This window comes from Actinomyces graevenitzii C83 (assembly GCF_000239695.1).
Lineage (GTDB): Bacteria > Actinomycetota > Actinomycetes > Actinomycetales > Actinomycetaceae > Actinomyces > Actinomyces graevenitzii.
Genome location: NZ_JH470338.1, coordinates 365,677 through 388,622, shown reverse-complemented (window position 1 = coordinate 388,622; position 22,946 = coordinate 365,677). Strand labels below are relative to the sequence as shown.

General features: G+C 55.7%; 20 protein-coding genes and 1 pseudogene. 7 read left to right on the top strand and 14 right to left on the bottom strand.

Annotation, left to right across the window (positions count from 1 at the left end; all coding sequences use genetic code 11):
- Nucleotides 1-9: 9 nt before the first annotated feature.
- The 6 genes and pseudogenes from HMPREF0045_RS01760 to HMPREF0045_RS01740 form a co-directional block, all read right to left on the bottom strand.
- A complete protein-coding gene (locus HMPREF0045_RS01760; RefSeq protein ID WP_005984919.1) occupies nucleotides 10-1,203 on the bottom strand; it encodes a VanZ family protein in 1,194 nt (397 codons plus the stop codon).
- Nucleotides 1,204-1,227: 24 nt separating this feature from the next.
- Nucleotides 1,228-1,356 (bottom strand): hypothetical protein, encoded by a 129-nt coding sequence (locus tag HMPREF0045_RS11280; RefSeq protein WP_414105154.1) that lies wholly within the window; start codon nucleotides 1,354-1,356, stop codon nucleotides 1,228-1,230.
- Nucleotides 1,357-1,475: 119 nt separating this feature from the next.
- Nucleotides 1,476-1,883 (bottom strand): DUF421 domain-containing protein, encoded by a 408-nt coding sequence (locus HMPREF0045_RS01750; RefSeq protein WP_330932959.1) that lies wholly within the window; start codon nucleotides 1,881-1,883, stop codon nucleotides 1,476-1,478.
- Nucleotides 1,884-2,108: pseudogene (locus HMPREF0045_RS11205) on the bottom strand (DUF421 domain-containing protein); the annotation flags it as partial.
- A 229-nt stretch (nucleotides 2,109-2,337) separates the two neighbouring features.
- Nucleotides 2,338-3,603: a class I SAM-dependent RNA methyltransferase gene (locus HMPREF0045_RS01745; protein WP_005984914.1), complete on the bottom strand. Its 1,266-nt coding sequence runs from the start codon at nucleotides 3,601-3,603 to the stop codon at nucleotides 2,338-2,340.
- A 65-nt stretch (nucleotides 3,604-3,668) separates the two neighbouring features.
- The gene (locus tag HMPREF0045_RS01740; RefSeq protein ID WP_005984911.1) at nucleotides 3,669-5,651 is read right to left on the bottom strand and encodes an APC family permease; all 1,983 of its coding nucleotides are present in this window, start codon (nucleotides 5,649-5,651) and stop codon (nucleotides 3,669-3,671) included.
- A gap of 48 nt (nucleotides 5,652-5,699) precedes the next feature.
- Here HMPREF0045_RS01740 and HMPREF0045_RS01735 point away from each other — a divergent pair, with 48 nt between their 5' ends.
- On the top strand, nucleotides 5,700-6,365 hold the full coding sequence (locus HMPREF0045_RS01735; protein WP_040315643.1) for a potassium channel family protein: 666 nt from the start codon (nucleotides 5,700-5,702) through the stop codon (nucleotides 6,363-6,365).
- Nucleotides 6,365-7,102: a potassium channel family protein gene (locus HMPREF0045_RS01730; protein ID WP_005984906.1), complete on the top strand. Its 738-nt coding sequence runs from the start codon at nucleotides 6,365-6,367 to the stop codon at nucleotides 7,100-7,102. The genes HMPREF0045_RS01735 and HMPREF0045_RS01730 overlap by 1 nt, the downstream gene beginning before the upstream one ends.
- Here the strand turns inward: HMPREF0045_RS01730 and HMPREF0045_RS01725 are convergent.
- From HMPREF0045_RS01725 to HMPREF0045_RS01710, 4 genes are read right to left on the bottom strand one after another with little or no spacing between them, the layout of a single operon-like run.
- Entirely contained in the window at nucleotides 7,037-7,744 is a 708-nt protein-coding gene (locus HMPREF0045_RS01725) for a DUF3159 domain-containing protein (RefSeq protein WP_231196663.1), read from the bottom strand. The genes HMPREF0045_RS01730 and HMPREF0045_RS01725 overlap by 66 nt on opposite strands.
- A 5-nt stretch (nucleotides 7,745-7,749) precedes the next feature.
- A complete protein-coding gene (locus tag HMPREF0045_RS01720; RefSeq protein WP_231196662.1) occupies nucleotides 7,750-8,085 on the bottom strand; it encodes an OB-fold nucleic acid binding domain-containing protein in 336 nt (111 codons plus the stop codon).
- Nucleotides 8,086-8,117: 32 nt separating this feature from the next.
- Nucleotides 8,118-8,798 carry a DUF3710 domain-containing protein gene (locus HMPREF0045_RS01715; RefSeq protein WP_005984901.1) on the bottom strand — a complete coding sequence of 227 codons (681 nt, stop codon included), beginning with the start codon at nucleotides 8,796-8,798 and terminating at the stop codon, nucleotides 8,118-8,120.
- Between the two features lie 55 nt (nucleotides 8,799-8,853).
- On the bottom strand, nucleotides 8,854-9,159 hold the full coding sequence (locus tag HMPREF0045_RS01710; RefSeq protein ID WP_005984899.1) for a DUF4193 domain-containing protein: 306 nt from the start codon (nucleotides 9,157-9,159) through the stop codon (nucleotides 8,854-8,856).
- 258 nt (nucleotides 9,160-9,417) lie between these two features.
- Between HMPREF0045_RS01710 and sepH the strand changes: the two genes are divergently transcribed.
- On the top strand, nucleotides 9,418-10,488 hold the full coding sequence (gene sepH, locus HMPREF0045_RS01705; RefSeq protein WP_005984897.1) for a septation protein SepH: 1,071 nt from the start codon (nucleotides 9,418-9,420) through the stop codon (nucleotides 10,486-10,488).
- Nucleotides 10,489-10,547: 59 nt separating this feature from the next.
- Here the strand turns inward: sepH and HMPREF0045_RS01700 are convergent, their stop codons facing one another.
- Nucleotides 10,548-11,981: an alkaline phosphatase family protein gene (locus HMPREF0045_RS01700; RefSeq protein WP_005984896.1), complete on the bottom strand. Its 1,434-nt coding sequence runs from the start codon at nucleotides 11,979-11,981 to the stop codon at nucleotides 10,548-10,550.
- A 64-nt stretch (nucleotides 11,982-12,045) separates the two neighbouring features.
- Here HMPREF0045_RS01700 and HMPREF0045_RS01695 point away from each other — a divergent pair, with 64 nt between their 5' ends.
- The 4 genes from HMPREF0045_RS01695 (at nucleotide 12,046) to HMPREF0045_RS01680 (ending at nucleotide 17,427) form a co-directional block, all read left to right on the top strand.
- Entirely contained in the window at nucleotides 12,046-14,586 is a 2,541-nt protein-coding gene (locus HMPREF0045_RS01695) for a DNA gyrase/topoisomerase IV subunit A (protein WP_005984894.1), read from the top strand.
- Between the two features lie 131 nt (nucleotides 14,587-14,717).
- Nucleotides 14,718-15,653 (top strand): ABC transporter substrate-binding protein, encoded by a 936-nt coding sequence (locus HMPREF0045_RS01690; RefSeq protein WP_005984892.1) that lies wholly within the window; start codon nucleotides 14,718-14,720, stop codon nucleotides 15,651-15,653.
- A gap of 24 nt (nucleotides 15,654-15,677) precedes the next feature.
- Complete coding sequence (locus HMPREF0045_RS01685) at nucleotides 15,678-16,622, top strand: amino acid ABC transporter permease (RefSeq protein WP_005984891.1); 945 nt, start codon at nucleotides 15,678-15,680, stop codon at nucleotides 16,620-16,622.
- Nucleotides 16,623-16,632: 10 nt separating this feature from the next.
- Nucleotides 16,633-17,427 carry an amino acid ABC transporter ATP-binding protein gene (locus tag HMPREF0045_RS01680; RefSeq protein WP_005984889.1) on the top strand — a complete coding sequence of 265 codons (795 nt, stop codon included), beginning with the start codon at nucleotides 16,633-16,635 and terminating at the stop codon, nucleotides 17,425-17,427.
- 189 nt (nucleotides 17,428-17,616) lie between these two features.
- Here the strand turns inward: HMPREF0045_RS01680 and HMPREF0045_RS01675 are convergent, their stop codons facing one another.
- From HMPREF0045_RS01675 to HMPREF0045_RS01665, 3 genes are all read right to left on the bottom strand, one after another.
- A complete protein-coding gene (locus tag HMPREF0045_RS01675) occupies nucleotides 17,617-18,297 on the bottom strand; it encodes a histidine phosphatase family protein (protein WP_005984886.1) in 681 nt (226 codons plus the stop codon).
- Between the two features lie 83 nt (nucleotides 18,298-18,380).
- Nucleotides 18,381-21,470, bottom strand: a complete 3,090-nt coding sequence (locus HMPREF0045_RS01670) for a bifunctional [glutamine synthetase] adenylyltransferase/[glutamine synthetase]-adenylyl-L-tyrosine phosphorylase (protein ID WP_005984884.1) — start codon at nucleotides 21,468-21,470, stop codon at nucleotides 18,381-18,383.
- A 12-nt stretch (nucleotides 21,471-21,482) separates the two neighbouring features.
- A complete protein-coding gene (locus HMPREF0045_RS01665; protein WP_005984882.1) occupies nucleotides 21,483-22,817 on the bottom strand; it encodes a glutamine synthetase family protein in 1,335 nt (444 codons plus the stop codon).
- Between the last annotated feature and the right edge of the window lie 129 nt (nucleotides 22,818-22,946).

Below are 22,946 nucleotides of genomic sequence, written 5' to 3'. Positions count from 1 at the left end.
TAACCTTAGCTACTCCTCAAGCTCAGGCTTCTCAAGTTCAACCCTCTCAAGTTCAACCCTCTCAAGCTCAAGCCTCTCAAGCTCAGGCTTCTCAAGCTCGGACTTATCAGACTCGGGCTTCTCATCCAGCGGTTTCTTCACAACCGTGCTTATATAGCTGGCACCAGATAGACGATCGAACAATAATCTACGATTCAAAAGCATCACTGCGACCGTAACTAACACATAGAGCGCCAGCACCAAAAGTGTGATCACGAGCAGACAAAGGAATAACAGAGAATCCGCGCCTTTATTAAACTCGTTTGCTAGGTACAGTAACCCCAGAGGAACTAAGCAAAAATATGCTGCAAGTAAGATTCCTCTAAGAATCGTGCGACCCCATTTGACATTTTCAAACTCCACACCAAATTTCAACAAGGCACTACCTAGAGTTTTACCATTTAGTAATGGAACTAAACTAAAATAGAGAGTTATAAACAATACGAATGGTAGAGATGTTTTTGATACAGCATACGGAACATACACAAGCAACGCGTCAATAATGATCGATAAACCGAAGCGAATTCCAGAAACCTTCATCCCTGCATGCAATGCTTGCTTATCAATTTCTTCCCTGGAAGGTAGCAACTTGATAGCAAACCATCCTAGCGCATAACCAATGCAACCTCCGCTGGTGTTCTGGATAATATCGTCAATGTCGCCCAAGCGATACGGCCCTGAATACATAAAGTAGAGTCCAGATAATTGGGTCAATTCAAAGAACAAACTCAACAATGCCGTCAGCAATGCCGTTTTCTTAAAGCTACATGTAAAGTAGTAACGCAAGTACATTCCAAACGGAATTAACATCAAAACGTTGAAGGCTGGCACATAGAAAGTTGAGTCCCCTAACGCCGACAGCCAGGTTGCCGATTTAGATAGGACTAACGGGCTTTCTTTAACGAAATCTGCCACAAACATAAACGGAACTAGATTCAGCATTTCCGTGTAGCTTGTATGCACATCAGCTATCGCAGGTAATGGCAATACCACTAACAGGTAGATAGTTAGCAGATACAAAACGAACGAGTATAGAATCAGGGTTCGCAGTTTATTTATAGAACCGTACTTACGATAGTTGACAACCATGTACGGCAGCGTTAAGAGAAATGCTAGCTCTGGAAAAACCAGCATGGCCACTTTTATAGAGACCAGATACCCCATTAGGTTTCCTTCTAAAATATAGGATCAATGCAGCAAGCTAGCTGCTATGTATAGCACGTAAATGTGGGTCGGATAGAAGATATAGAAGAAATTTTTATCCCCGCGCCCACGTTTTCCGTTATAGAAACACAGTGGAATAATTGAAAATACCATCATCCACTGCGCGGTAGCGATGTTAGCCATCTTTGCTTCTTTCTAGCTAAGGCTATTTTATAGTATTTAATTAATCGATTTCTGTTAGTAAATAGCCAGGCGCGGCAAATAGCTAGTGTCTATTGATAGGTAGTCACAACCAGGCAGCCACCTAAATACTCCCGTAGGAATACATCGCTAGCCTTAGCGATATCCTGTTTTTCTAGTTCAGCTTGAAGCCACTGCTCATCCTTGCCAATCACCTCTAGGATGTCATTTTGCACCTGACCGTCAGTAATGAGCGGGAACTTTATGGTCTCGTCACCATCTTGCATGATAATTAGCTGACCGTTCTGTTCCACCACGGCCCGTTTTACAGACTTTGATGAGTAAATTCCATTTGTTCGCAGCTTGAAAGCCACATCATGAGCCGACAGCCCAGTTCGCCTACAATTTTCTGTATCAATTTTGCCATCACTGATGATCAACAGAGCCTTGCCATCGATAGGCTGCTTGGCTTTTACATTGTGCACCTTTATCCACTTCATCCCGAGAACCAGGGCACACCAGATACACAAAATGGCAATAAAATTAAGGATTTTGACGCTATTGTTATAGATAACGCCACCAATGATCCCACCAAGCACATAGTTTACAATTTAGTCACTAGCTGACGATGGAGCCAGGTTTCCTTTACCTGAAATGTTGATGATAACAACCATCACCAGGAAACCAATTAGTAGCTTTACAGCCACTAACAAAAATGGACTCATATTTTTACACTTTCTTGATTCAGCAAACCTTATACCATAAAATATCCGTCACACCGGTAGTTACTAATACAACAAAAAGCTCGCAAAGCAATCTAGAGATCCACTACCCAAGATGACACTCATCTAAGCGGCATGAATCACTAATACACCGGAGATTTGTTTCTAGTGTGGCAGCACAGTCAAAGCATCAGTTCCGTAGCGCACTTTATCATTTAGGCAAGCATAGCGGTTATGCCACTTTTGACAGCACACAAACCGTCTCAAAGTGGTGAGTGTGCGGGAACAGATCAAATGCCGCCATGTGCTCCAGCTGGTAGCCCTGGGCCACAAACAATCCCAGGTCACGGGCCAAAGCCGCCGGATCACAGGCCACTAGTACTACGCGTTGGGCTTGCAGCTTGCCAATTGCCTCTACCACTTCACGCCCCGCCCCGGCGCGCGGCGGGTCTAGCACCACCAGCTGGGCGCCGTCGCCGTATTGGCTTACCGCAGCGGCGTCAACATTAGCCTGCACCAAGCGAGCACCCTGATCGTGCAGGTTACGACGCCCATCACGCACCGCCTGCAGAGAGCCTTCCAGAGCAGTAACCTGCGCCCCCAGCAGCGACAAAGGCAGCGTGAACAGGCCCGCCCCACTGTAAAGCTCCAAAGTTTTAGGGTTATCCAGACCAGCTAAGCCCTGGCCTACCACCTCGCGCACCAGCGTCGTCGGCGCTAGCGGGTGAACCTGCCAAAAACCATTTACATGCACCTGATAGTGCAGCTGCCCCAAACCCAGCCCGGAGGCGTCAACAATCTCCTGAACACGGCGTCGAGAACTGGGCTTAGCGTTAGAGCCATAGACCTGCTCACCCACGCTAACCATAGCCTGGCCGCCACTTGGAGCCACTGCCCGCACTCGCGCACCCGGCTTAAGCAAATGCCGCCAAGCTTTACGGCTAAACAACTCCAGATCTCTAATGGCCGGGGCAGCTAGCGGCATAGAGTCCAAGGCAATAACTTTTTTGGAGCGGTAGCCGTGCATCCCCAGCTGGCCCGCAGGTGAAACAGTTAGCTCCACTCGGGAGCGTCGCCCCAGGCCCTTAGCGTGCTCATCGCCGTCGGAGCCCAAAGCTTGTACCTGGGGCAAACCCACCTGGCTAAGCTGCTCGGCCACCTGCGTGCCGCCCAAGCGAGTTAAACAGTCCTGCAGCACCCAGCGTTTCCAGGTGCGCTGAGCCTTTAGGGATACGTGAGCTAGCTCCCCTCCCCCGACGCCGCCCGGCCCGGCTGCCGGCCAGACGCTGGGCACGCGGTCAGGTGAGGGCTCAAGAATCTCAATGGCGTCAGCGAACAAAACTCGCTTCGAGCGATTCGTGATGCGGATACGTACCTTTTCACCAGGAAGAGCAAAGCGCACAAAAACCGTGCCCTGATCAATATGGGCCAGGCAGTAACCGCCGTGAGCGGGCTTGCCAGCTTCAATTACCAGTTCACTACCAACCAGCTCGCTCATAGCTTCTTCCTTAAGGGTTAAAGGTACTTAGGGGTGCTGAGGGTTATAAACGCAACTGCCCTATTTTAACTGGCGCGGTAAGGCAAAGCAGCCGGCTGACTTACCGGCGCAGCTGAACCGATCAGCCACGGCACCGAGGCGGTAACCACTCCCGGAATAAACAGCAGCGCGGCCTTTAAACGCAGGGCGCTTTGGTTGTGCAAAATCTGCTGCCACCAGTGGCGCACCACGTATTCAGGTAGGTAAATAACCACCAGGTCACGCGGAGAGTCACGGCGGATTGAACGCACATGGGTGAGGATGGGACGCACAATGTCGCGGAAAGGTGAATCCAAAATAGTCAGCGGCACATCAATTTGATCTTCGCGCCAAAGCTTAACTAGCTCGCGAGCTTCATCCCCACCGGTGTCAACATTTACCGCCTCAATCGAGGTGGGGTGGGTGCTAACGGCGTAGGTGATAGCGCGCATGGTGGGCTTGTGCAGGCGCGAAACCAACACAATGGCGTGCACGCGGGCCGGGCCCACACGCCAATCATGCAGGTCATCGATAGCCAGCTGCTCTCCCACGCTGGTGTAGTAACGGCGAATTGCGTTCATGATCAGGTACAGCACTGCCATAACCAGCAGAGTGATCCAGGCGCCACGGGTGACCTTAGTCAGCAGCACAATAATGAGCACTACGCCGGTACCAAACACGCCAATTGCGTTAACTACACGCGATCGGCGCATCTGCTTGCGTCGAGTAGCGTCAGTGGAAGTTTTAAGTTGGCGGGTCCAGTAACGCACCATGCCCACCTGGGAGAGCGTGAAGGAAATAAACACGCCCACGATGTAGAGCTGAATCAGGCGGTTAACGTCGGCAGCAAAACCAATAATGAAGGCCAATGCTCCCAGCCACAGCACCGCAATACCGTTGGAGTAAGCCAGGCGGTCACCGCGCGCAGCCAGCTGACGCGGCAGCATCTGGTCGCGGCCCAAGACACTGGCTAGCACCGGGAAACCGTTAAATGCGGTGTTGGCGGCTAGTACCAAAATTAGTCCGGTCACGGCCGTGACCAGGTAGAACATAGGTTTAAAGTCAGCAAAAATAGTGGCAGCCAGCTGCCCAATCACCGGGTCTTGGTGGTATTTGGGGCCTACCGGCTGGCCGTTAAGCAGCAGCTCTGTGGCCGGGTGCTCAGCCATTTTGACGCCGGTGCTGCCAGCTAGGTGGATCACGCTCATAAGCATGACGGCGGCAATCAGCCCCAGCATCGCCAAGGTGGTGGCGGCGTTTTTGGACTTAGGACGGCGGAAGGAGGGTACCCCGTTGGAGATAGCCTCAACCCCAGTCAGCGCCGCGCATCCGGAAGAAAATGCGCGCAAAATCAGGAAAACACCGGCCAGTGAGGTCAGCCCCTGATCCCAGCTGCTTTCTAGGGTGTAAGCGCCAGAAGGAGCCTGGCCCAAATGCCCAGTAAATTCCTGGGCAAAACCGACCACGGCCATAATCCCAATGGCCGCCATATACAGGTAGGTGGGGATAGCAAAAGCTGAGCCGGCGTCCCTGGTGCCACGCAGGTTAATGATGGCCAAAATCGAGGCCACTGCCACAGCTATCTGCACCTTATAGGGTGCCACTGCCGGCACGGCCGCAGCCAGGTAGGCTGTGCCCGAGGAGATAGACACGGCTACGGTCAGCACATAGTCACTAAGTAGCGCTGAGGCCACTAAGGTACCGGCACGCGGACCAAGGTTGTCGGTAACTACCTCATAGTCGCCACCACCTGAAGGGTAGGCGTAAACGGTTTGGCGGTAAGACATCACCACAATCGCCAAAACTGCCACCACGGCTAGGCCAATCCAAGGCGATAGGGTAGCTGCTGCGGCGCCGGCAACGGAGAGGGTAATTAGTACTTCATCAGGCGCATAACCTACTGACGAAAGCGCATCTGAGGCAAAGACAGGCAGTGCCACACGCTTAGGTAATAAAGTCTGTCCTAGTCCTCGACTAGAAACAGGGCGGCCTACAAATAAACGCTTAGTCCGGTCTATAAAGTCACGCACGTAGCGTCATGGTATGCCAATTGAGGTAAATAAGGTAGCGTTTAACCCGTGCATTTCGTCATTATGGGATGCGGCCGTGTGGGGGCAGCCCTGGCCGCACAGCTAGATAGTTATGGCCATTCTGTGGCAGTTATCGATCGTTCCAGTGATGCTTTTAGGCGTCTACCAGCCGATTTCTCTGGTCGCAAAGTCAAGGGCATGGGCTTTGACCGTGACGCGTTAGAGCAGGCTGGCATCGATGACGCTTACGCTTTTGCTGCCGTATCTAACGGTGATAACTCCAATATTTTGGCCGCCCGTGTGGCGCGCGAGACTTTCGGGGTGGAGCATGTGGTGGCACGTATTTATGACGCCCGCCGCGCCGACGTCTATGAGCGTCTAGGTATTCCCTCAGTAGCTACCGTGCGTTGGACTACTGAGCAGATAATGTCACGTATGCTGCCTAACACCACCTCAACTCCCCTGCCGGGCGATGAAACCGCAGTGGTGATGGTGCAGCTAAGCCCGCACCCGGCCTGGGTGGGGATGAGTATTGAGCAAATTGAGCGGCGTGCTGAAATGCGCGTGGCTTGGCTTACGCGCGGTTCAGCCATGATCGTGGCTAGCGATAAGAAAATTTTGCAAGATGGGGATCTGCTGCATTGCGCAGTGACGGTGGCTCAGGCCAGTAAGCTGCGCCGGACCTTATCTAAAGCGCCTGTTAAGGAGTTCTGATGCGTATTTTAGTTGCTGGCGCCGGCTCGGTGGGGTGTTCTATTGCGCGTGAGCTGATTTCTCACGGCCATGAAATCACCTTGGTTGATAACGCTCCTGACGCTATGCGCGTGGCTTCTGTGCCCGACGCCGACTGGTTGCTGGCTGATGCCTGCGACATTGATTCTTTAAGCCAGGCAGATGTTGACGCTTGCGAGGTGGTTGTGGCCGCCACTGGCGATGACAAGGTAAATCTGGTTATTTCCCTGCTGGCTAAGACTGAGTTTGGGGTGCCGCGTACGGTGGCACGTGTAAATAACCCTAAAAATGAGTGGATGTTTGATGACTCTTGGGGCGTGGATGTGGCCGTGTCTACCCCGCGCATTATGACTTCCCTGGTGGAGGAAGCGGTTTCGGTGGGCTCTATGGTGTCCATTTTCCGTTTCCACCAGTCAGGGGCGCATATGCATGAGTACACTTTGCCTGCCGATGCACCGGTGATTGGCTACTTAATCAGTCAGATGCAGTGGCCCCCGCACACCGTGTTGGCAGCGATTTTGCGTGACTACCGGCCGGTTAATCCCGACGAGGATGAGCGCTTTGAGCCGGGAGATGAGCTTATTTTCCTAACCGCCCGCGAGGGTGAGGATCAAGTTGGGCTAATCCCCCAGATTCTAAGTACTCAGCCGGCTCTACCTACTGGTGCGATCTATCCCTTGAACCAGAAGCCAGATCAGCCAGACAGCGAGCAAAAATAGCGGCGTCCCCAAAGCCAGGCGGGCAATGCTCAGCGCGGTTAGGGCGCTGGCACCCGCCAGGTAGAGGGGTACTTCTACAACTAGACGTAGGCTAAACATGCCCGCCAGCAGCCAGGTGGCCAGGTAGTAACGACGACGCCGCTCGCCGGGCTGCTTGCGCCAGTCCATCCCGCAGCCGGTCACCACTGCGACAATTACTCCCACCAGCGGGTAGCGCATAAGCATTGAGATCAGCACTACCGCCAGCCAGACCACATTAACTAGCAGGCCCATGGCATAGAACTGGCCGGCGTCCTGGTTATACCAGGCCAGGGCCGCTGAGATGATGGTGATAGCCCCACCAGCTAGAGCTTGCAGCAGGCTTTGGCGTTGGCACAGGCGCGCCACAATGGCCACGCCAGACACCATTAATGCAGCAATGACCGCTACTTTTAGGTTTTGTCCGCTTAAGGCCAGGGCGCCAATGAACACCACTACGGGCAGTACTGATTCGGTAATTCCACGCCAGCCGCCTACTGCCGCTTTGGCATCGAAATTTTGGGAGGCGATTTGGCTCAGCCCCGCATTTACAGGCAACGACGGCGCCTGGGCGTTTTTATCTGCTGCTGGCGTGGCGTCGTCGTTATGGGGGGATTTAGGCAAAACCACTAGGCTTCATCCACAATCTCGTAGGCGGGGTTGAAAATAGTTGGCCGGGTACGTCCAGCTACCACGGTACCGTTAGCCACCAGGTGAATACCGGGCCAGATACCGGCAACTTCGCGCCGACCCATCCAGGCCAGGTCGATTGAGGCGGTGCCGTCATATAGGCAGGCCACAAAAATAGGCCTGGCTTTTGCTGGCGAGTAGGTTACTGAACGCACTACCCCCGCAATTTTGACGGGCTGGCGTTCTTTAACCTCAGCGATCTTGGTTTGTGCGTGAGCACCGGCAACCTCTTGCTCATCGGCGGCCTCAAGGTCGTCTCGAGAAGTCGTCAGCAAGTGCTTTAACTTGCGGAAAAGACTCAATTTCCTCAGCGTACCTCTGCAATAGTGGGGCCGGGAGCGAGAATGTCCAGGCCGGAATCTGCTTCACTGTTTACTGCTCCGGGAGCGTGCAGGGGCAGTACGTCACGCGGCGGGTGTGGGGCGCCGTCGCGATAAACCACCATGCCGCACACAATCTCATCAATAGCTGCGCGGGCACGCTGCTCGGTGGCGGCCGGGCCGGTAATAACTGCCCGCAAAAACCAACGCGGACCGTCAAAGCCCAGCACGCGCATAGCGATATTACCGTCAACAGCCGGGTTTTGGGCTGGCACTAGGGCGGCGATTTCAATTCGCTCGCCAAGTTTTAGCTCTTGGGTACGGGCCCCGATGCGACCTAGTTCAGCTACTAGGTCTTCGCGCACCTGCGGCCAAAGTTTGCCGCTACGCGGCGCTGCAAAGGCACGCAGCTCAATGCTTGAACCTCCCAGGGCGGCTACAACAGTGTCGAGCTCGGTGCCGGTGCTAGGAATCAAGGTGACCTGCATACCTTCAATTGCCGGTAGGCGGATGGCCCCCATGTCGACTAGGTCTTCGTCCTCATCGGCATCGGCCCAGTCACGCGGCCCATAGGCCAGTGGGATTTCCTTTTCTTCCTTTTCGAGCTTATCTGATTCGACTTGCTCTACTTCTTCGTCACGCTGACGACTTTTGCGTAGCCAACCCATATGGGAGCCTCATTTCTTTTGTCCTTTTTAATTGCTTAGGCCTAGCCGTTTGGGCTCAGCCTGCACAATCGGTGCACACCGGCAGGTTGGTGGCATCATCAACATAAGCCAGCTGGCTGCGGTGGTGTACCAGGAAGCACTCAGAGCAGGTGAACTCATCCTCGAGTTGGGGAACTACGTGGACACTTAGTTCTTCACGAGACAGATCGGCCCCGGGGAGCTCAAAGCCTTCAGCAATCTCGTTTTCGTCTTCTTCGATCGCCGCAGAAGACTGGTCTTTTTGATGAGTTGTAAGCTCTTCAAGGGAATCGGCTTCCGGCTCATCCTCGTTGCGACGCGGGGCATCGTAGTCAGTTGCCATTGCGCTTGTCGCTCCTATCTTTCTTGGCCGTGAAGGGTATAGCGCCGGGTGCGCAATACCATATGTAAGCACGCGGATAGTAACACATTAATAGGCTTTGTCAAAGCTCGATTTGGCATCGCTTATGTGAACACCCATGCAATGTTTAGCCAGGTAAACTTATGTGTGTGCTTTGGTTGGCGCCACACCGGTAAATTAGTCTGTTTTTACTTAAGGTTAGTGGCACTCTATTAGCGCGTGCGTTTATTAGGAGGCCACATGATCGAGCTTGAGCTGCTGGGTGTGAATGGGGATTCAGTTGTCCTCACTGATGCCCAAGGGCAGCGTTTCACCCTTGTTATCGACGATGCCTTGCGTTCGGCGGTTCGTCGCGACCGGGTCAGTGTGCCTATTCCTCCCCCTGAAGCTGCCGCCAATATGTCACCTAAGCAGATGCAGGTGTTAATGCGCGCCGGGGCTAGTGCCCAGGAAGTTTCTGATCTTACCGGTTTCCCCTTGGCGCGCGTGCAAACCTATGAGGCTCCTATCATTGCTGAGCGTAACTGGGCGGTAAATCGCGCCCAAAAATGCCACATTGGTTGGGGTAAGGATTCTCCGCTGCTGGGTGAACTGGTTTTGGACCGCCTGGCTACGCGCGGAGTTGACCCTGAGCTGGTTACTTGGGATGCGGTGCGGGAAAACCGTGATCCCTGGCAGATTATGGTTACTTTCGTGCAAGGCGCTGAAGAAAAGCAGGCCAGCTGGAGTTATGACCTGCACACCAACTCTGTGCGCGCCCTTGATGAAGAAGCACGCTGGTTAACTGAGAATGTGGCCTCTGCGCGCCCGCAGGTGTTTGACCAAGACTCTAAGGCTCCCGGCGCTAACGCCAACCCTAAAGCGGTCACGATAGAGCCCATCGTGGTGGAAGATACTTCCACTGAGGCTTTAGTGGCTGAGCTTAACGCCCAACGTGGTCAGCCTCAGCGCATGGACTTGTCTGAATTTGCTGACGAGGATTTCACTGGATCTATCCCCACTGTTTCGGATGAGACTGGACAGATTGTCCCTTTTGGCCGAAGCGAGACTGATCCACAAACACACTCAGCCCCTGAAGCTATCTCTGGTGCAGAAGCTTTACGCCAGGATTTGAAGGAGACAGTCTCGCATTCTCTACCGTCAACTGACGCCGACAGCGAGGTTTACCTGCCCACCTCAACTATTGCTATCACTAAGCAAGACTCTATGGTCAGACGTAGCTTAGAGGCTTCAGAGGCACGTAGTCGCAGTAAAGGCCGCCAATCTGTGCCGCCTTGGCATGAGATCATGTTTGGCGCTAAGCCCGAGTAAGAGCTAGCACCGCTATTTCCCCTAAATTCCCGGCTAGTTCCCACACTTTCTTACGACTACTAAACCACTGCCTTGATCAGAGGTACTTCCAGCTCAACTGGGGTTAGTGAGCCATGCACCCCAATTAGCTGGGTGGCGTGAAAGCTTTGTACGCGCGAATCGACTACGGTCCAGTTGTCGTTTAATGCGACCAGTACGTCGCCCACTGCGGCGCGCGCGCCTGGGCTTAGTGGTCCCATAAGTGGGCTTGGATCTGTGCCCACCCAAATGGCTCGGTCACCTAAAAATTCGGCCCAGCGTTTAGCCACGCTTTGGGCTAGTTCTTCGCGTCCGCTGTTTTCGACGACGCCGCCGGTTGCCTTCATGTCAGCCCTAACCCTGGCAGGAGCGGAGATTGCCTGGCCGTTATCGCCATCTCCCCGGGCTCCAGCCACGCCCAGGCCAGGGCTACCAGCTGCGGGGGCACTAGCGACGTCGTCAGGAACGTAAAGCTGTAAGAAGCGAGACTCCCCCGCCACCGCCACCACATCTTTAGCCAGTTCTTTTTCTTTAGCCAGATCAATGCGGTGATGCCGGTCGGTATCAACCATGCCGTGATCAGCGGTGAGCACAATCCGGGTGCCGGCGGGCAGGCGCCTAAACAGCTGCCCCACCATGGCATCTAAAGCTTCTAGGGCCTCTAACCATTTATCTGAATGCCAGCCGTGGTTGTGTCCGGCATGGTCAAGCTCGCCCACATATAGGTAAACCAGCTTGGCCCCCTCCTTAATGGCCCGGTAAGCCTGGTAGGGGCGCTGGTCGAGGGCATCTACCCCGATATGTTTAAAACCGCGCCAAGCCGCCAGACTTAAACCTGAGCCGGCAAACTTTGAGCGGCCAATGCTCACCGCCCCCAGCTGCGGCCCGCAGCCAGCATTAGCTTTAGCGTTAGCGCGTTCGATTAGGGTGGGCACACTCTGCCAGGTGAGCGGGTCATGGCTAGAGTTTTTAAAGGTAATCAGGTCAAATACGTCGCCCGGGCCGGGCACATGCCCTGCGCCCAGATGCCCGCGCAATAGTGGGTCACGCACCGCATAGCCCACCATGGCGTGGGCGCCGGGATAAACGCCGGTAGCCAAAGTAGTTAACGCCGCCGCCGTGGTGGAGGGCGCGCAGGTATGTAAATAATCAGAATCAGCTAGTAGCCGACGCAGGTTAGGGGTGTGCCCAGCGCGCTCGCGCAGCATCTGCCAGCCCAGACCATCTACTAGCACCATCACTATCGGTGCCTGCGCATCACCTAGCTGGTCTAAACCCAGGCGTTTAGCGGCTTGGGTGGCCTGAGCATTAGTTACCAGGCTAGTAGTCGGGCAGGTAGCCTCATCATTGACAGTGTCTACAAGCTCGATATCTGCCCCCAACGCACTGCAAATACCCGCCAGTACGTCAGCCAAAGCTCCCCGCGTGCCCAGGGGGGCGGCTAAAGCCGCTAATTTATCAGGTACTACGCTCATAGCTCTATTATGCTTCGAGGCACTAAAGTGGCGTAAATTCGCCTAAACTGGGAAAATACCGGCTATGGCCAAAGGGACTTCTGCAAGCACTCATACTGATGGCGCTATCGTAGACATCGATCTGTCTAAAGAAATGCGCTCCAGCTTCCTGGAGTATTCCTACTCAGTTATTTACGCGCGTGCCCTGCCCGACGCGCGTGACGGCCTCAAACCCGTACAGCGACGCATCTTGTTCCAGATGGACCGCATGGGGTTGCGCCCTGAAAAGCCGCACGTCAAATGCTCGCGCGTAGTTGGTGACGTGATGGGGCGCCTACACCCGCACGGAGACGTAGCTATTTATGAGGCACTGGTGCGTCTAGCCCAGCCTTTCACTATGCGTTTGCCACTGGTTGATGGTCACGGCAACTTTGGTTCTCTCGACGACGGCCCGGCCGCCCCGCGTTACACCGAGTCACGTTTGGATCACCCGGCCTTGGCGCTAACCGCCGACATTGATGAGGGCACCGTAGACTTCTCCCCCAACTATGACTACACGTTGCAAGAGCCTGAAGTATTACCGGCCGCCTTCCCTAACCTGCTAGTTAATGGCGCTAGCGGCATTGCGGTGGGTATGGCCACCAATATGGCTCCACATAACCTGGTGGAGGTAATTGGCGCCGCCCGCCACCTGGTAACCCACCCCGAGGCTAGCCTCGAAGACCTGATGGCGTTTGTGCCCGGGCCTGACCTGCCCGAGGGAGCCATGATTGTGGGCCTCGACGGTATCCGCGACGCCTACCGCAGCGGCCGAGGAGTTTTCCGTACTCGCGCCAGCGCTCACATCGAAAACATCACCGCCCGCAAAAAAGGCATCATTGTCACCCAGCTGCCCTACCTGGTAGGGCCTGAACGGGTAATTGAAAAAATTAAGGACGCCGTCGGCTCTAAAAAGCTCCAGGGCGTAACTGACGTCGCCAACCTAACTGACCGCAACCACGGCACACGCCTAGTTATCGGGGTTAAAACCGGCTACAACCCTGAAGCTGTGCTAGCGCAGCTATATAAGTTCACTCCGCTAGAAGAATCTTTCGGCATTAACAATGTGGCCCTAGTCGATGGCCAGCCACGCACTTTGGGGTTAGCTCAGCTGCTACGAGTATTTGTTGATCACCGCCTCAATGTGGTGCGCCGCCGTACCCAGTTCCGCCTAGATAGGCGCCTAGAGCGACTACATCTGGTGGAGGGGCTACTGGTTGCCATTTTGGATATCGATGAGGTAATTGCGGTAGTTCGCTCTAGTGATGACAGTGCTAGCGCCCGCACCCGCCTGATGCAGGTATTTGATTTAAGCGAAGCCCAGGCCAACTACATCCTGGAGTTGCAGCTGCGGCGCCTAACTAAGTTCTCTGTCATTGAGCTGGAAAAAGAGCGCGATGAGCTAAATAAAGATATTGAGCAGCTGCGCCAGATTCTGGGCTCTGATGAGCGCCTGCGCGCCACGGTTTCGCTGGAGCTAAAGCAGATTTCTGACCGTTTTGGCACGCCGCGTCGCACTATTTTGTTGGAGGCTGACGGCACCCCAGGCCCGCGCAGCAAAGCTACCCGCACCCGCGCTGCGCGCGTGACCCCAGCCCTGACCCCTGGCGCTAGCGTCGCTGAGGTGCCGTTAACTATTCCCGACGATCCTTGCCAAGTAGTTTTGTCTACCGGCGGCTTGGTGGCGCGTGTTTCTGGGCCTGAGCCGCTGAACCGTGAGGGCGCACGCCAAAACAGCGATGCCTGGGTTAGCACAGTTGGGGCCACGGCCCGCACCCAGGTTGGGGCCGTTACCAATCAGGGGCGCCTAGTTAAACTTGATGTGGTAGCCGTGCCTGAGCTGCAGCGCAGCGACAACCTTAGCCTCAGCGGTGGCACTGAAATTGCGGCCCTGGTGGAACTGGGTGAAGGCGAGCAGGTAGTTGGGCTGGTGTCTTTGGATGAAGCCACCCAAAGCCAAGCCCCGATTTTCCTAGCTAGCGCCCAGGGCGTAGTTAAACGGGTAAAGCCGGGCGATCACCCGGCGCGCGGACAAGCTTGGGAGATTATTTCCCTCTCCCCCACTGACCGCCTGGTTTACGCCTCTCACGCAGCTGATACTTCCAGCTTGGTTTTAATTACCGACGACGCCCAGCTGCTGCGTTTCGACGCCGCCAAGGTGCGTCCTCAGGGACGCGGCGCTGGCGGCATGGCCGGTATTTCTTTGCACGCAGGCGCCAAGGTTATCGCCGCCGGAGTGGTGGCTAGTGAGGAACTGGCACAAAGTCAAGTAGTCACCGTGGCTGGCGCAGCTATCCAAAGTGAAGCTGAAGCCGGCAGCGAAGCTGAAACAGACAGCCAGATGGGGACTAAAGGCTCAGTTAAGGTAACGCCACTAGATCGCTTCCCCAGCAAGGGGCGGGCCACAGCCGGGGTGCGTTGCCAACGATTCTTAGCTGGTGAGCAGGCTCTAGCTTTAGCTTGGGTGGGCCTAGAACCCGCGCGAGCACTGGATTCTAATGGTGATCCAGTGGCTTTACCTGCTAGTGATGAGCGTCGTGACGGATCAGGTCAGCCTCTTAGTGAAATGATTGTCAGCATCGGTTAGTTGTGACTGGACAAACAGTCCAACTTTTTGCATTAGTTTGCATACCAATGCATAGAACTATCTATAATATTTCTCAGCGGTGAATAATCACCGCATAGAGTAATATTCACAATCATCCTCGGGAGAGGGAAATGAAGAAGTCGCTTCCCGTTATCGCTTCACTACTAGTAGCCACCTGTGCCTTGGGGCTTTCTGGCTGCACCGACGCTGCGAAGGAAATGGCACAGCGATCCGGTTCCACCGCCTCCGCTTCAGTTCCCACCGTGGATCTTAGCGGCGTCACTAAGCAGGACGACATTGCCTCACTGCTACCTGCTTCGGTTAGCGGCGACGGCACTTTGACTATCGCCACCAGCGCGGACTACTCACCGGCTGAGTTCTTGGATGCTAATGGCAAGCCCATTGGTTACGAAGTTGATCTGGCTACCGCCTTGTCTAAGGTTTTGGGCCTGAAGGTTAAGTTCGTTAACGCCGAATTTGACTCCATCATTCCGGCAGTTGGCTCTAAGTACGACATGTCCGTCTCTTCCTTCACGGTAACCAGTGAGCGGACTAAGTCAGTCAATATGGTGGCCTACATCAAGGTAGGTTCACGCTTTAACGTGGCCAAGGGCAACCCCTCCAAGGTTGACCCCTCTAACCCGCTAAACCTGTGCGGCCTAACCATTGGGGTACAAACTGGCACCTCCCAGGAAGAGGCCATTAACACCTACTCCACCAACTGCACTAAGGCTTCCAAGAAGGCTATTAACGTCAAGTCTTACGCCAAGTTCGGTGACGCCACTACGGCCCTTGCCGGCAAGGCTCTAGACGCTACCTTCGCTGACTCGCCGGTGGCGGACTACGCCGCCAAGCAGACTAACGGGGCCGTCGTCGCCGTAGGTGAGCTGGTTGATCCGGCCACTCAAGCCATCGTCATTAACAAGAACGACGCCGCCACCACCCAGGCCGTACAAAAGGCCATGCAGTACCTGATTGATAAGGGTGTGTGGAACCAAATCCTGACCGCCTGGGGTATCGACACCTCCCAGGCACTCAAGACTGCCACCATCAACCCCGCTGAATGATTATTCAGTCGAATATAGGTAATCATGAATTCTAATAGCGATGTAGAGCTTATTAAGCTCAAGCGTCTGCCCAGGCCGGGCACATGGCTGGCAGCTGCCGTAGTCTTAATCCTGGCTGCCATGTTGGTTAATGGTTTATTCACCAATGCCAACTACCGCTGGGACGTGGTGTGGCTTTATGTCCGTGACGTTCACGTGGTCCAGGCTGTGGGTTGGACATTAATGCTGACCGTGGCCGCTATGGCTATCGGTATTGTGCTGGCAGTGCTCTCTGCTGTGGGCCGCAAAAGCGATAACCCGGTACTGCGCTGGGTTGCCTACATTTACATTTGGTTCTTCCGTGGTACCCCTATTTACACCCAGCTGGTGTTTTGGGGTTTGCTGCCTACGCTGTACAACAAGCTCTCGCTAGGTATCCCCTTTGGGCCAGAGTTCTTTACCTTCTCCACTAAAGAGCTGTTTGCCGGTGCGTTTGCAGCAATCCTAGGTTTGGGTCTTAACGAAGGCGCCTACCTCAGTGAGATTGTGCGCTCGGGTATCGACTCGGTTGATAAGGGCCAAACTGAAGCCGCCCAGGCCCTGGGCATGAGCAAAGGTCAGACTCTACGGCGTATTGTGCTGCCTCAGGCTATGCGGGTGATCGTGCCTCCTACCGGTAACGAAACTATCTCCATGCTTAAGACCACCTCACTGGTTTTGGCAGTGCCTTTCACCAAGGAGCTCACCTTCGTCGCCAACGCTGCAGGCACGCGTCTATTCCTGCCTATTCCGCTGCTGATCGTAGCCGCGATCTGGTATCTACTGATCACCAGTATCTGGATGGTGTTCCAGTACTACATTGAGCGCTACTACGGACGTGGATTTGCCCCCGATTCAGGCAAGAAGCTGCGTAACACTTCTAAGCGCCAACAAGCGATTATTCGCGCTGGCACTACGCCAGCTAAGCCCGTAGACAAGATCCTGCCCTGAAAGAAGCATAATGGCTGCCACAAATGAGACCACCGCAATGGTTGAGATCCGTGATGTGCACAAGTTTTTTGGGCACCTACACGTCTTGCGCGGCATTAATCTGAATATTGAACCAGGTCAGGTGTGCTGTCTGCTGGGCCCCTCGGGTTCAGGTAAGTCCACTTTGCTGCGCTGCGTAAACCAGCTGGAAACCATTTCTGCCGGCCGGATCTATGTTGAAGGCCAGCTACAGGGAATGCGCGAGCAGGTCCACGCCGATGGTTCAGTTACCTTGCACGAGCTGCGCCACAGTGAAATCGCTAAGCAGCGTAGCCGTATCGGCATGGTGTTCCAGCGGTTCAACCTTTTCCCGCATATGACTGCGCTTGAAAACGTCATGGAAGCCCAGGTGCAGGTGCTGCGCCGCTCCAAGGCCGAGGCCGCCCAGGCCGCCAAAGTACAGCTTGAGCGTGTAGGCCTAGGTGACCGCATGGACCACTACCCCAGTCAGCTCTCGGGCGGTCAGCAACAGCGTGTAGCTATTGCCCGGGCCCTGGCTATGGATCCTGAGATCATGCTGTTCGATGAACCTACCTCAGCTTTGGACCCTGAGCTGGTGGGTGAAGTGCTAACCGTTATGAAGGAACTAGCAGATGACGGCATGACCATGATGGTAGTTACGCACGAAATTGGCTTTGCTCGTGAAGTAGCCGACCAGGTGGTGTTCATGGATCAGGGCGTGGTGTGTGAAGCCGGTAGCCCCGCCCAGGTGATTGACAATCCCCAGCAGGAGCGCACTGCCGCTTTCCTAGCTAGCGTGATCTAAAATCACTTCTTAAACCAGGTTTAACGGTTGGTGGCCAGCGTCTTTAGACGCTGGCCACCACTCATTTCTACTGTCCGCGAGCGCGGTTTTGTGGTGGCTGGTTTGTTTGCCGCGAGTGCTTTACGAGGGCTGTTGTGGGCGCTTGGTGGGGGCGTTAGTTTTTGGGGTTGGCGTCAGTGGGTTGGTGGTTTAGTTGGCTAGTGAGCTGGTGGCGCCTTCGTAGCCGGTGGGGATTGGGCCGTGGTAGTCGTCTGCTACCCATTGGCCGTTGTTCCATACTTTTAGGTCCCAGCCTTGTAGTAGGTTACCTTGGGCGATGCAGATGCCGGTGTTGGCGATGGGTTGGTTGCAGAGCCAGTTTGGGTCTGCTCCGCGTGTGCCTACGCAGCCGAATAGGCGCAGGATGGTGCCGTGGGCGGTGATGATTATGGTGCCGTCTTGGGGGGTGGAGGCGGCGGCTTCGCGTACTACGGCTTCGAAGCGTTGGAATGTTTCTACGCCGGATTGTCCTGCGGGCATGCGGCTGCGCATGCGTCCGGTCATCCAGGCGCGGGTGGTGTCGATGTAGCAGCCTACGCTGTCGTCGTCGTTGCGCATTTCTAGTTCGCCGGCGATTACTTCGCGTAGGCCGTGGCGTATGTTGGCTTGTAGTCCTAGGGCTTTTTCTAGGGGGGCGATGGTTTGGCGGGTGCGTAGGATGGGTGAGACCCATAGGCTTGTTTGTCCGCGTAGTAGTGGGGTGACGCGTTGGGGTAGTGATTGTGCTTGGGCTTGGCCGGTTTCGGTTAGGGGGGCGCCGGGGATGGCGGTGTCTAGGGCGCGTAGGAGGTTGGCTTCGGTTTGTCCGTGGCGAATTAGGATTAGTTGCATTTGGCCTATTGTGTCAGTTGGTTTGGCTGGTGTGTTAGGTGGTTGGAGTGTGGTTTGTGTTTGGTGGTGTTTGGCCTGGTTTTTTAGGCGGCGAATAGTAGTTTTTCTACTACTGTGCGGGCGTGGCGGGCGGCTCGTAGGTAGTCTTCTTCTACTTGGGCGTCTTGGCCGGCTGGGTAGTAGAGCAGGCGTGCGACCATGCGTAGGTCGAGGGCTGTGTTGGGTAGTAGTTCGAGGCGGTAGCCGCTGGTGCGTCCGGTGGCTAGTACGTTGGCGCTGCGTAGGCGTGAGGCGGCTAGCCAGGCTTGGCGTAGGGTTTGGGTGTCTGTTTGGTTGATTAGTTGGGCTTGGTTGGCTGCTTGTAGGGCTTGTAGGGTTGAGGTGGTTTGTAGTTCTGGGTGGGTGTGGGCGTGGCGTAGTTGTAGTAGTTGTACGGCCCATTCCACGTCGCTTAGTCCGCCGGGGCCTAGTTTTAGGTGGCGTCTTGGGTTGGTGCCGCGTGGTAGGCGTTCGGTTTCCATGCGGGCTTTGAGGTGGCGTACTTGGCGTAGTTCGTCTGTGTTTAGGCCTTTAGTTGAGTAGCGTAGGGGGGCGATTAGTTCGGTGAATAGTTGTCCTACGGTGTGTGAGCCGGCTATGTATCTGGCTCTTATTAGGGCTTGGCGTTCCCATACTTGGCCCCAGCGTTCGTAGTATTCTCGGTAGGCGTCTAGGGAGCGTGATAGGGCGCCGTTGCGTCCTTCTGGGCGTAGGTCGGCGTCTAGCACTAGGGCGTGCATTGCGTCTGTTTTGAGGGCGCTGATTAGCCAGCGTGCTAGCTGGTCGGCTTCGGTTTGGGCTTGGGTGGTGGTTGCGCCTGGGCGGGGGCGGTGTACGAATAGTACGTCTGTGTCTGAGGCGTAGGATAGTTCTGCTCCGCCTAGGCGTCCCATGGCGATTAGGGCGTGTTCGGCGTGTGCGGCTAGTAGGTGGCCTGCTTCGTCTACGCCTTTTTCGAGTGCTTGGGGGCCTTGGGTTTGGGCGATGGCGACGGCGTGGGCTACTCGCATGGCGCCGTCGAGGACTACTTCGGTTACTTGTGATAGGGCTGCTGCGCCGCGTAGGGGGTCTACTCCGTCTAGGGTGTCGGCCATGGCGCTGCGTAGTTGTTCGCGGCTGCGGATTGCTAGTAGGGCGCTGATGGCTTCGGTGGCTACTTGTTCGTAGTTTTCGCTGTGCATTCCTAACAGGCGTCGGCGTAGTAGTGAGGCTACTTCTCCGGCTAGGACTTCGCGTGGGCGCATTTGTAGGTCGGCGTCGTCGTCGAGCCAGGAGACTGCTTGGGGGGTTTCGCTGAGGCGGTCGCTGGTCCAGCGTGAACCGGAGCAGATGTAGCTGAGGCGTTTGGCTACTAGGCGTGAGTCTCGGAGCATGCCCATGAACCAGTGGGAGGAGCCGATGGCGTCGGAGAGGCGGCGGAAGGATAGTAGGCCTTGGTCGGGGTCGGCGCCCATGCCCATCCAGCCGATCATCACTGGTAGTAGTTGGCGTAGGATGGCGGCGCGTCGTGAGAGTCCTTCGGTGAGGGCTTCGATTTGGCGCATGGCCCCGTCTGGGTCGCGGTAGCCGAAGGCGGCTAGGCGTTCGCGGGCGGCTTGGGGGCTTAGGCGCATTTCTGCCTCTGATAGTGAGGCGGTGGCTGATAGTAGGGGCCGGTAGAAGATTTCTTCGTGTAGGGTGCGTACTTGGCGGCGGGTGCGGTTGAAGGCTTTTTCTAGTTCGGTGGCGTTGGTGAGGTTTTTGCCTTCTAGGTCGGTGCTAATTGAGCGGGCGATGCGTCTTAGGTTGGCTTCTTTTTTGGGTAGGTCGTGGGTGCGTCGTAGGCGTGAAAGTTGGGCGCGGTGTTCGATTAGGCGTTCGAAGCGGTAGCAGCGTGACATGGCCTGGCCGGCGCTGCGGCCGATGTAGCCACCGTCGATTAGTTCGTTTAGGGCTTCTAGGGTGGCGGCTGAGCGTAGGTGGGTGTCGCTACGGCCGTGTACTAGTTGGAGTAGTTGGACGGTGAATTCTACGTCGCGCAGTCCCCCGGGGCCGAGTTTGATGCGGCGGTCGTCGCGGGTTTTGGCTGATTCTTTTTCTACTCTGCGGCGCATGGCTTGGGCGTCGCTAACGAAGTTTTCGCGGGCGGAGGCTTGCCACACTAAGGGGGCGGTTAGGTCTATGAATTGTTGGCCTAGGTTCATGTCGCCGGCCATGGGGCGGGCTTTGAGTAGGGCCTGGAATTCCCAGGATTGGGCCCATTTGGTGTAGTAGGAGCGGTAGGAGTCGATGGAGCGTACTAGTACGCCGTCTTTGCCTTCTGGGCGTAGTGCGGCGTCTAGGGGCCATAGTGGGGCTAGGGTGCCTACTCCGCTGATTATGTCGGTTAGTGCGCTGGCCACGGCGCTACCTAAGGCGGTGGCTTGGGTTTCGTCTAGCGCTCCGCCTACTACGTACATGACGTCGACGTCGGAGATGTAGTTTAGTTCGCGGGCGCCGGTTTTACCCATGGCTATGACGCAGAAGGCTAGCTGGTCGCTTGCCCCGGCTTTACGGTAGGCGATTGGTAGGGCGGCGGCGACGGCGGCGTCTGCTAGTTGGGATAGTTGCAGCCCCACCTGGGGCATGTATTGCAGAGGCTGGGGGTGGGTTAGGTCGCCTGCCGCTATGGTGCATAGGGCCTGGTAGTAGCCCAGGCGCAGGGCATGTACGGCGTCGGGGATGTTACCGGCTTCTAGGGCGCTTTTAACCCGGCTGGTCATGGTGGCGGCGACTTTTTCGGCGTTAAATTCTTGGTCGAGGTAGGTCACCGACTCTGGGTGGGCGATTAGGAAGTCCCCTAGGGCGCTGGAGGCACCTAGTAGTGCCAGTAGCCGACGGCGCAGACGTGGACTGTGTTTTAGGTCTTGGGCTAGCTGCTCTGGTCTTGGACTAGCTTCGCATAGGCGTACTAGGGCTAAGGTGGCCTGGTCAGGGTCGGGGCTGTCAGATAGGTCGCTAAGCAGCTGGCCCACTGGTATGGCTTGTAGCAGTGGGGTTAAAACCGTCTCTGCTAGGAGGCGTTGGGCCCGGGTGGTGTTGATGAAACCTGCCCGGGCTAAATCTGCCCGGCTAGGGGCCTGGCCAGCTGCGTTTTGCTCACGGCTAGAGAGCATCTAGGTCCCCTGTTAGAACTGGGTGATGAACTGGTTTAGTTCAAAGTTAGTGATTTCGCGGTCATAGGCGCGCCATTCACTTTCTTTGTCACGCATAAAGAACGCGAACGCATCCTCCCCCAGGGTGTCTGCCACCACGTCAGAGTTAGCCATTTGGGCTACTGCGCTCTTAAGTGAGGTGGGTAGGGCCTGGATACCTAGGGCGCGGCGTTCAACTTCGCTTAGCGCCCACACGTCGTTATTGGCTTCGGCGGGCAGCTCATAGCCCTCTTCAATACCTTTCATGCCGGCGGCCAAGATCACCGCGAAAGCCAGGTAAGGGTTGGCGGCTGAATCAAGGGCGCGGTATTCAATGCGCGCTGACTGGGCCTTGCCCGGCTTGTGGGTGGGTACGCGCACAAGTGAAGAGCGGTTGGTTTGGCCCCAGGAAATATATGAGGGGGCTTCGTCTTCTCCCCATAGGCGCTTGTAGGAGTTGACGTGCTGGTTGGTGACAGCGGTAATTTCACTGGCGTGACGCAGCAGCCCGGCCACGAAGGAGCGCCCCACGGCAGAAAGCTGGTATTCACCTGCCGGGTCAAAGAAAGCGTTGCGTTCACCTTCAAATAGTGAAAAGTGGGTGTGCATACCTGAGCCGGGCTGGTCTTTGAAAGGCTTAGGCATGAAGGTAGCAATATAGCCTTCTTCCAAAGCGATTTCTTCTACCACGGCGCGGAAAGTCATGATGTTGTCGGCCATGGATAGGGCGTCAGCAAAACGCAGATCAATCTCGTTTTGGCCAGGTCCCCCCTCGTGGTGGGAGAACTCCACTGAGATACCCATCTGCTCTAGTACTTCAATGGCGCGGCGGCGGAAATCGTGGGCGGTGCCGCCAGCCACGTGGTCAAAGAAACCAGCCCTATCGCTGGGCACAATCTGCCCATCAGCATTACGTTTAACCAGGTAGAACTCAATTTCAGGGTGTACGTAGCAGGTGAAACCAGCGTTAGCTACCCGCTCTAGCTGACGCTCAAGCACGGCGCGCGGATCGGTGCGGGCCACCTGGCCGTCAGGGGTGAGCACGTCACAGAACATGCGCGCCACGCCCTCGTCGCGCCCCAGGTAGGTGGGCAGCACCAGGAAAGTTGAGGGGTCTGGAGCCAGCAGCATGTCTGACTCATAGACGCGGGTTAAGCCTTCTACCGCTGAGCCGTCAAAACCGATACCTTCCTCAAAGGCCCCCTCTACCTCAGCTGGGGCGATAGCCACAGACTTGAGCTGGCCTCGCACATCCGTGAACCACAGGCGCACAAAACGGATATCGCGTTCTTCAATTGCTCGCAGGACGTACTCTTGCTGCTTGTCCATGGGATATCTTTCAGCTGGTTGGGATGGTAGGCCGCTGGGCGGCTATGCATGGTTGCTATGACTATTGTGCCCGGCGGCAGGTAACGGCGCTGTAATATGGCCAACCTCAAACAACCTTAGCCCCCCATT

Excerpts from the sequence above, each read along its gene's own strand:
- HMPREF0045_RS01745 (WP_005984914.1), bottom strand. The coding sequence starts at position 3,603 with ATGAGCGAGCTGGTTGGTAGTGAACTGGTAATTGAAGCTGGCAAGCCC.
- HMPREF0045_RS01685 (WP_005984891.1), top strand. The coding sequence starts at position 15,678 with ATGAATTCTAATAGCGATGTAGAGCTTATTAAGCTCAAGCGTCTGCCC.
- HMPREF0045_RS01760 (WP_005984919.1), bottom strand. The coding sequence starts at position 1,203 with ATGGGGTATCTGGTCTCTATAAAAGTGGCCATGCTGGTTTTTCCAGAG.
- HMPREF0045_RS01675 (WP_005984886.1), bottom strand. The coding sequence starts at position 18,297 with ATGCAACTAATCCTAATTCGCCACGGACAAACCGAAGCCAACCTCCTA.
- HMPREF0045_RS11280 (WP_414105154.1), bottom strand. The coding sequence starts at position 1,356 with ATGGTATTTTCAATTATTCCACTGTGTTTCTATAACGGAAAACGTGGG.
- HMPREF0045_RS01715 (WP_005984901.1), bottom strand. The coding sequence starts at position 8,798 with ATGGGTTGGCTACGCAAAAGTCGTCAGCGTGACGAAGAAGTAGAGCAA.
- HMPREF0045_RS01670 (WP_005984884.1), bottom strand. The coding sequence starts at position 21,470 with ATGCTCTCTAGCCGTGAGCAAAACGCAGCTGGCCAGGCCCCTAGCCGG.
- HMPREF0045_RS01690 (WP_005984892.1), top strand. The coding sequence starts at position 14,718 with ATGAAGAAGTCGCTTCCCGTTATCGCTTCACTACTAGTAGCCACCTGT.
- HMPREF0045_RS01665 (WP_005984882.1), bottom strand. The coding sequence starts at position 22,817 with ATGGACAAGCAGCAAGAGTACGTCCTGCGAGCAATTGAAGAACGCGAT.
- HMPREF0045_RS01730 (WP_005984906.1), top strand. The coding sequence starts at position 6,365 with ATGCGTATTTTAGTTGCTGGCGCCGGCTCGGTGGGGTGTTCTATTGCG.
- HMPREF0045_RS01700 (WP_005984896.1), bottom strand. The coding sequence starts at position 11,981 with ATGAGCGTAGTACCTGATAAATTAGCGGCTTTAGCCGCCCCCCTGGGC.
- HMPREF0045_RS01680 (WP_005984889.1), top strand. The coding sequence starts at position 16,633 with ATGGCTGCCACAAATGAGACCACCGCAATGGTTGAGATCCGTGATGTG.
- HMPREF0045_RS01695 (WP_005984894.1), top strand. The coding sequence starts at position 12,046 with ATGGCCAAAGGGACTTCTGCAAGCACTCATACTGATGGCGCTATCGTA.
- HMPREF0045_RS01750 (WP_330932959.1), bottom strand. The coding sequence starts at position 1,883 with ATGAAGTGGATAAAGGTGCACAATGTAAAAGCCAAGCAGCCTATCGAT.
- sepH (WP_005984897.1), top strand. The coding sequence starts at position 9,418 with ATGATCGAGCTTGAGCTGCTGGGTGTGAATGGGGATTCAGTTGTCCTC.
- HMPREF0045_RS01710 (WP_005984899.1), bottom strand. The coding sequence starts at position 9,159 with ATGGCAACTGACTACGATGCCCCGCGTCGCAACGAGGATGAGCCGGAA.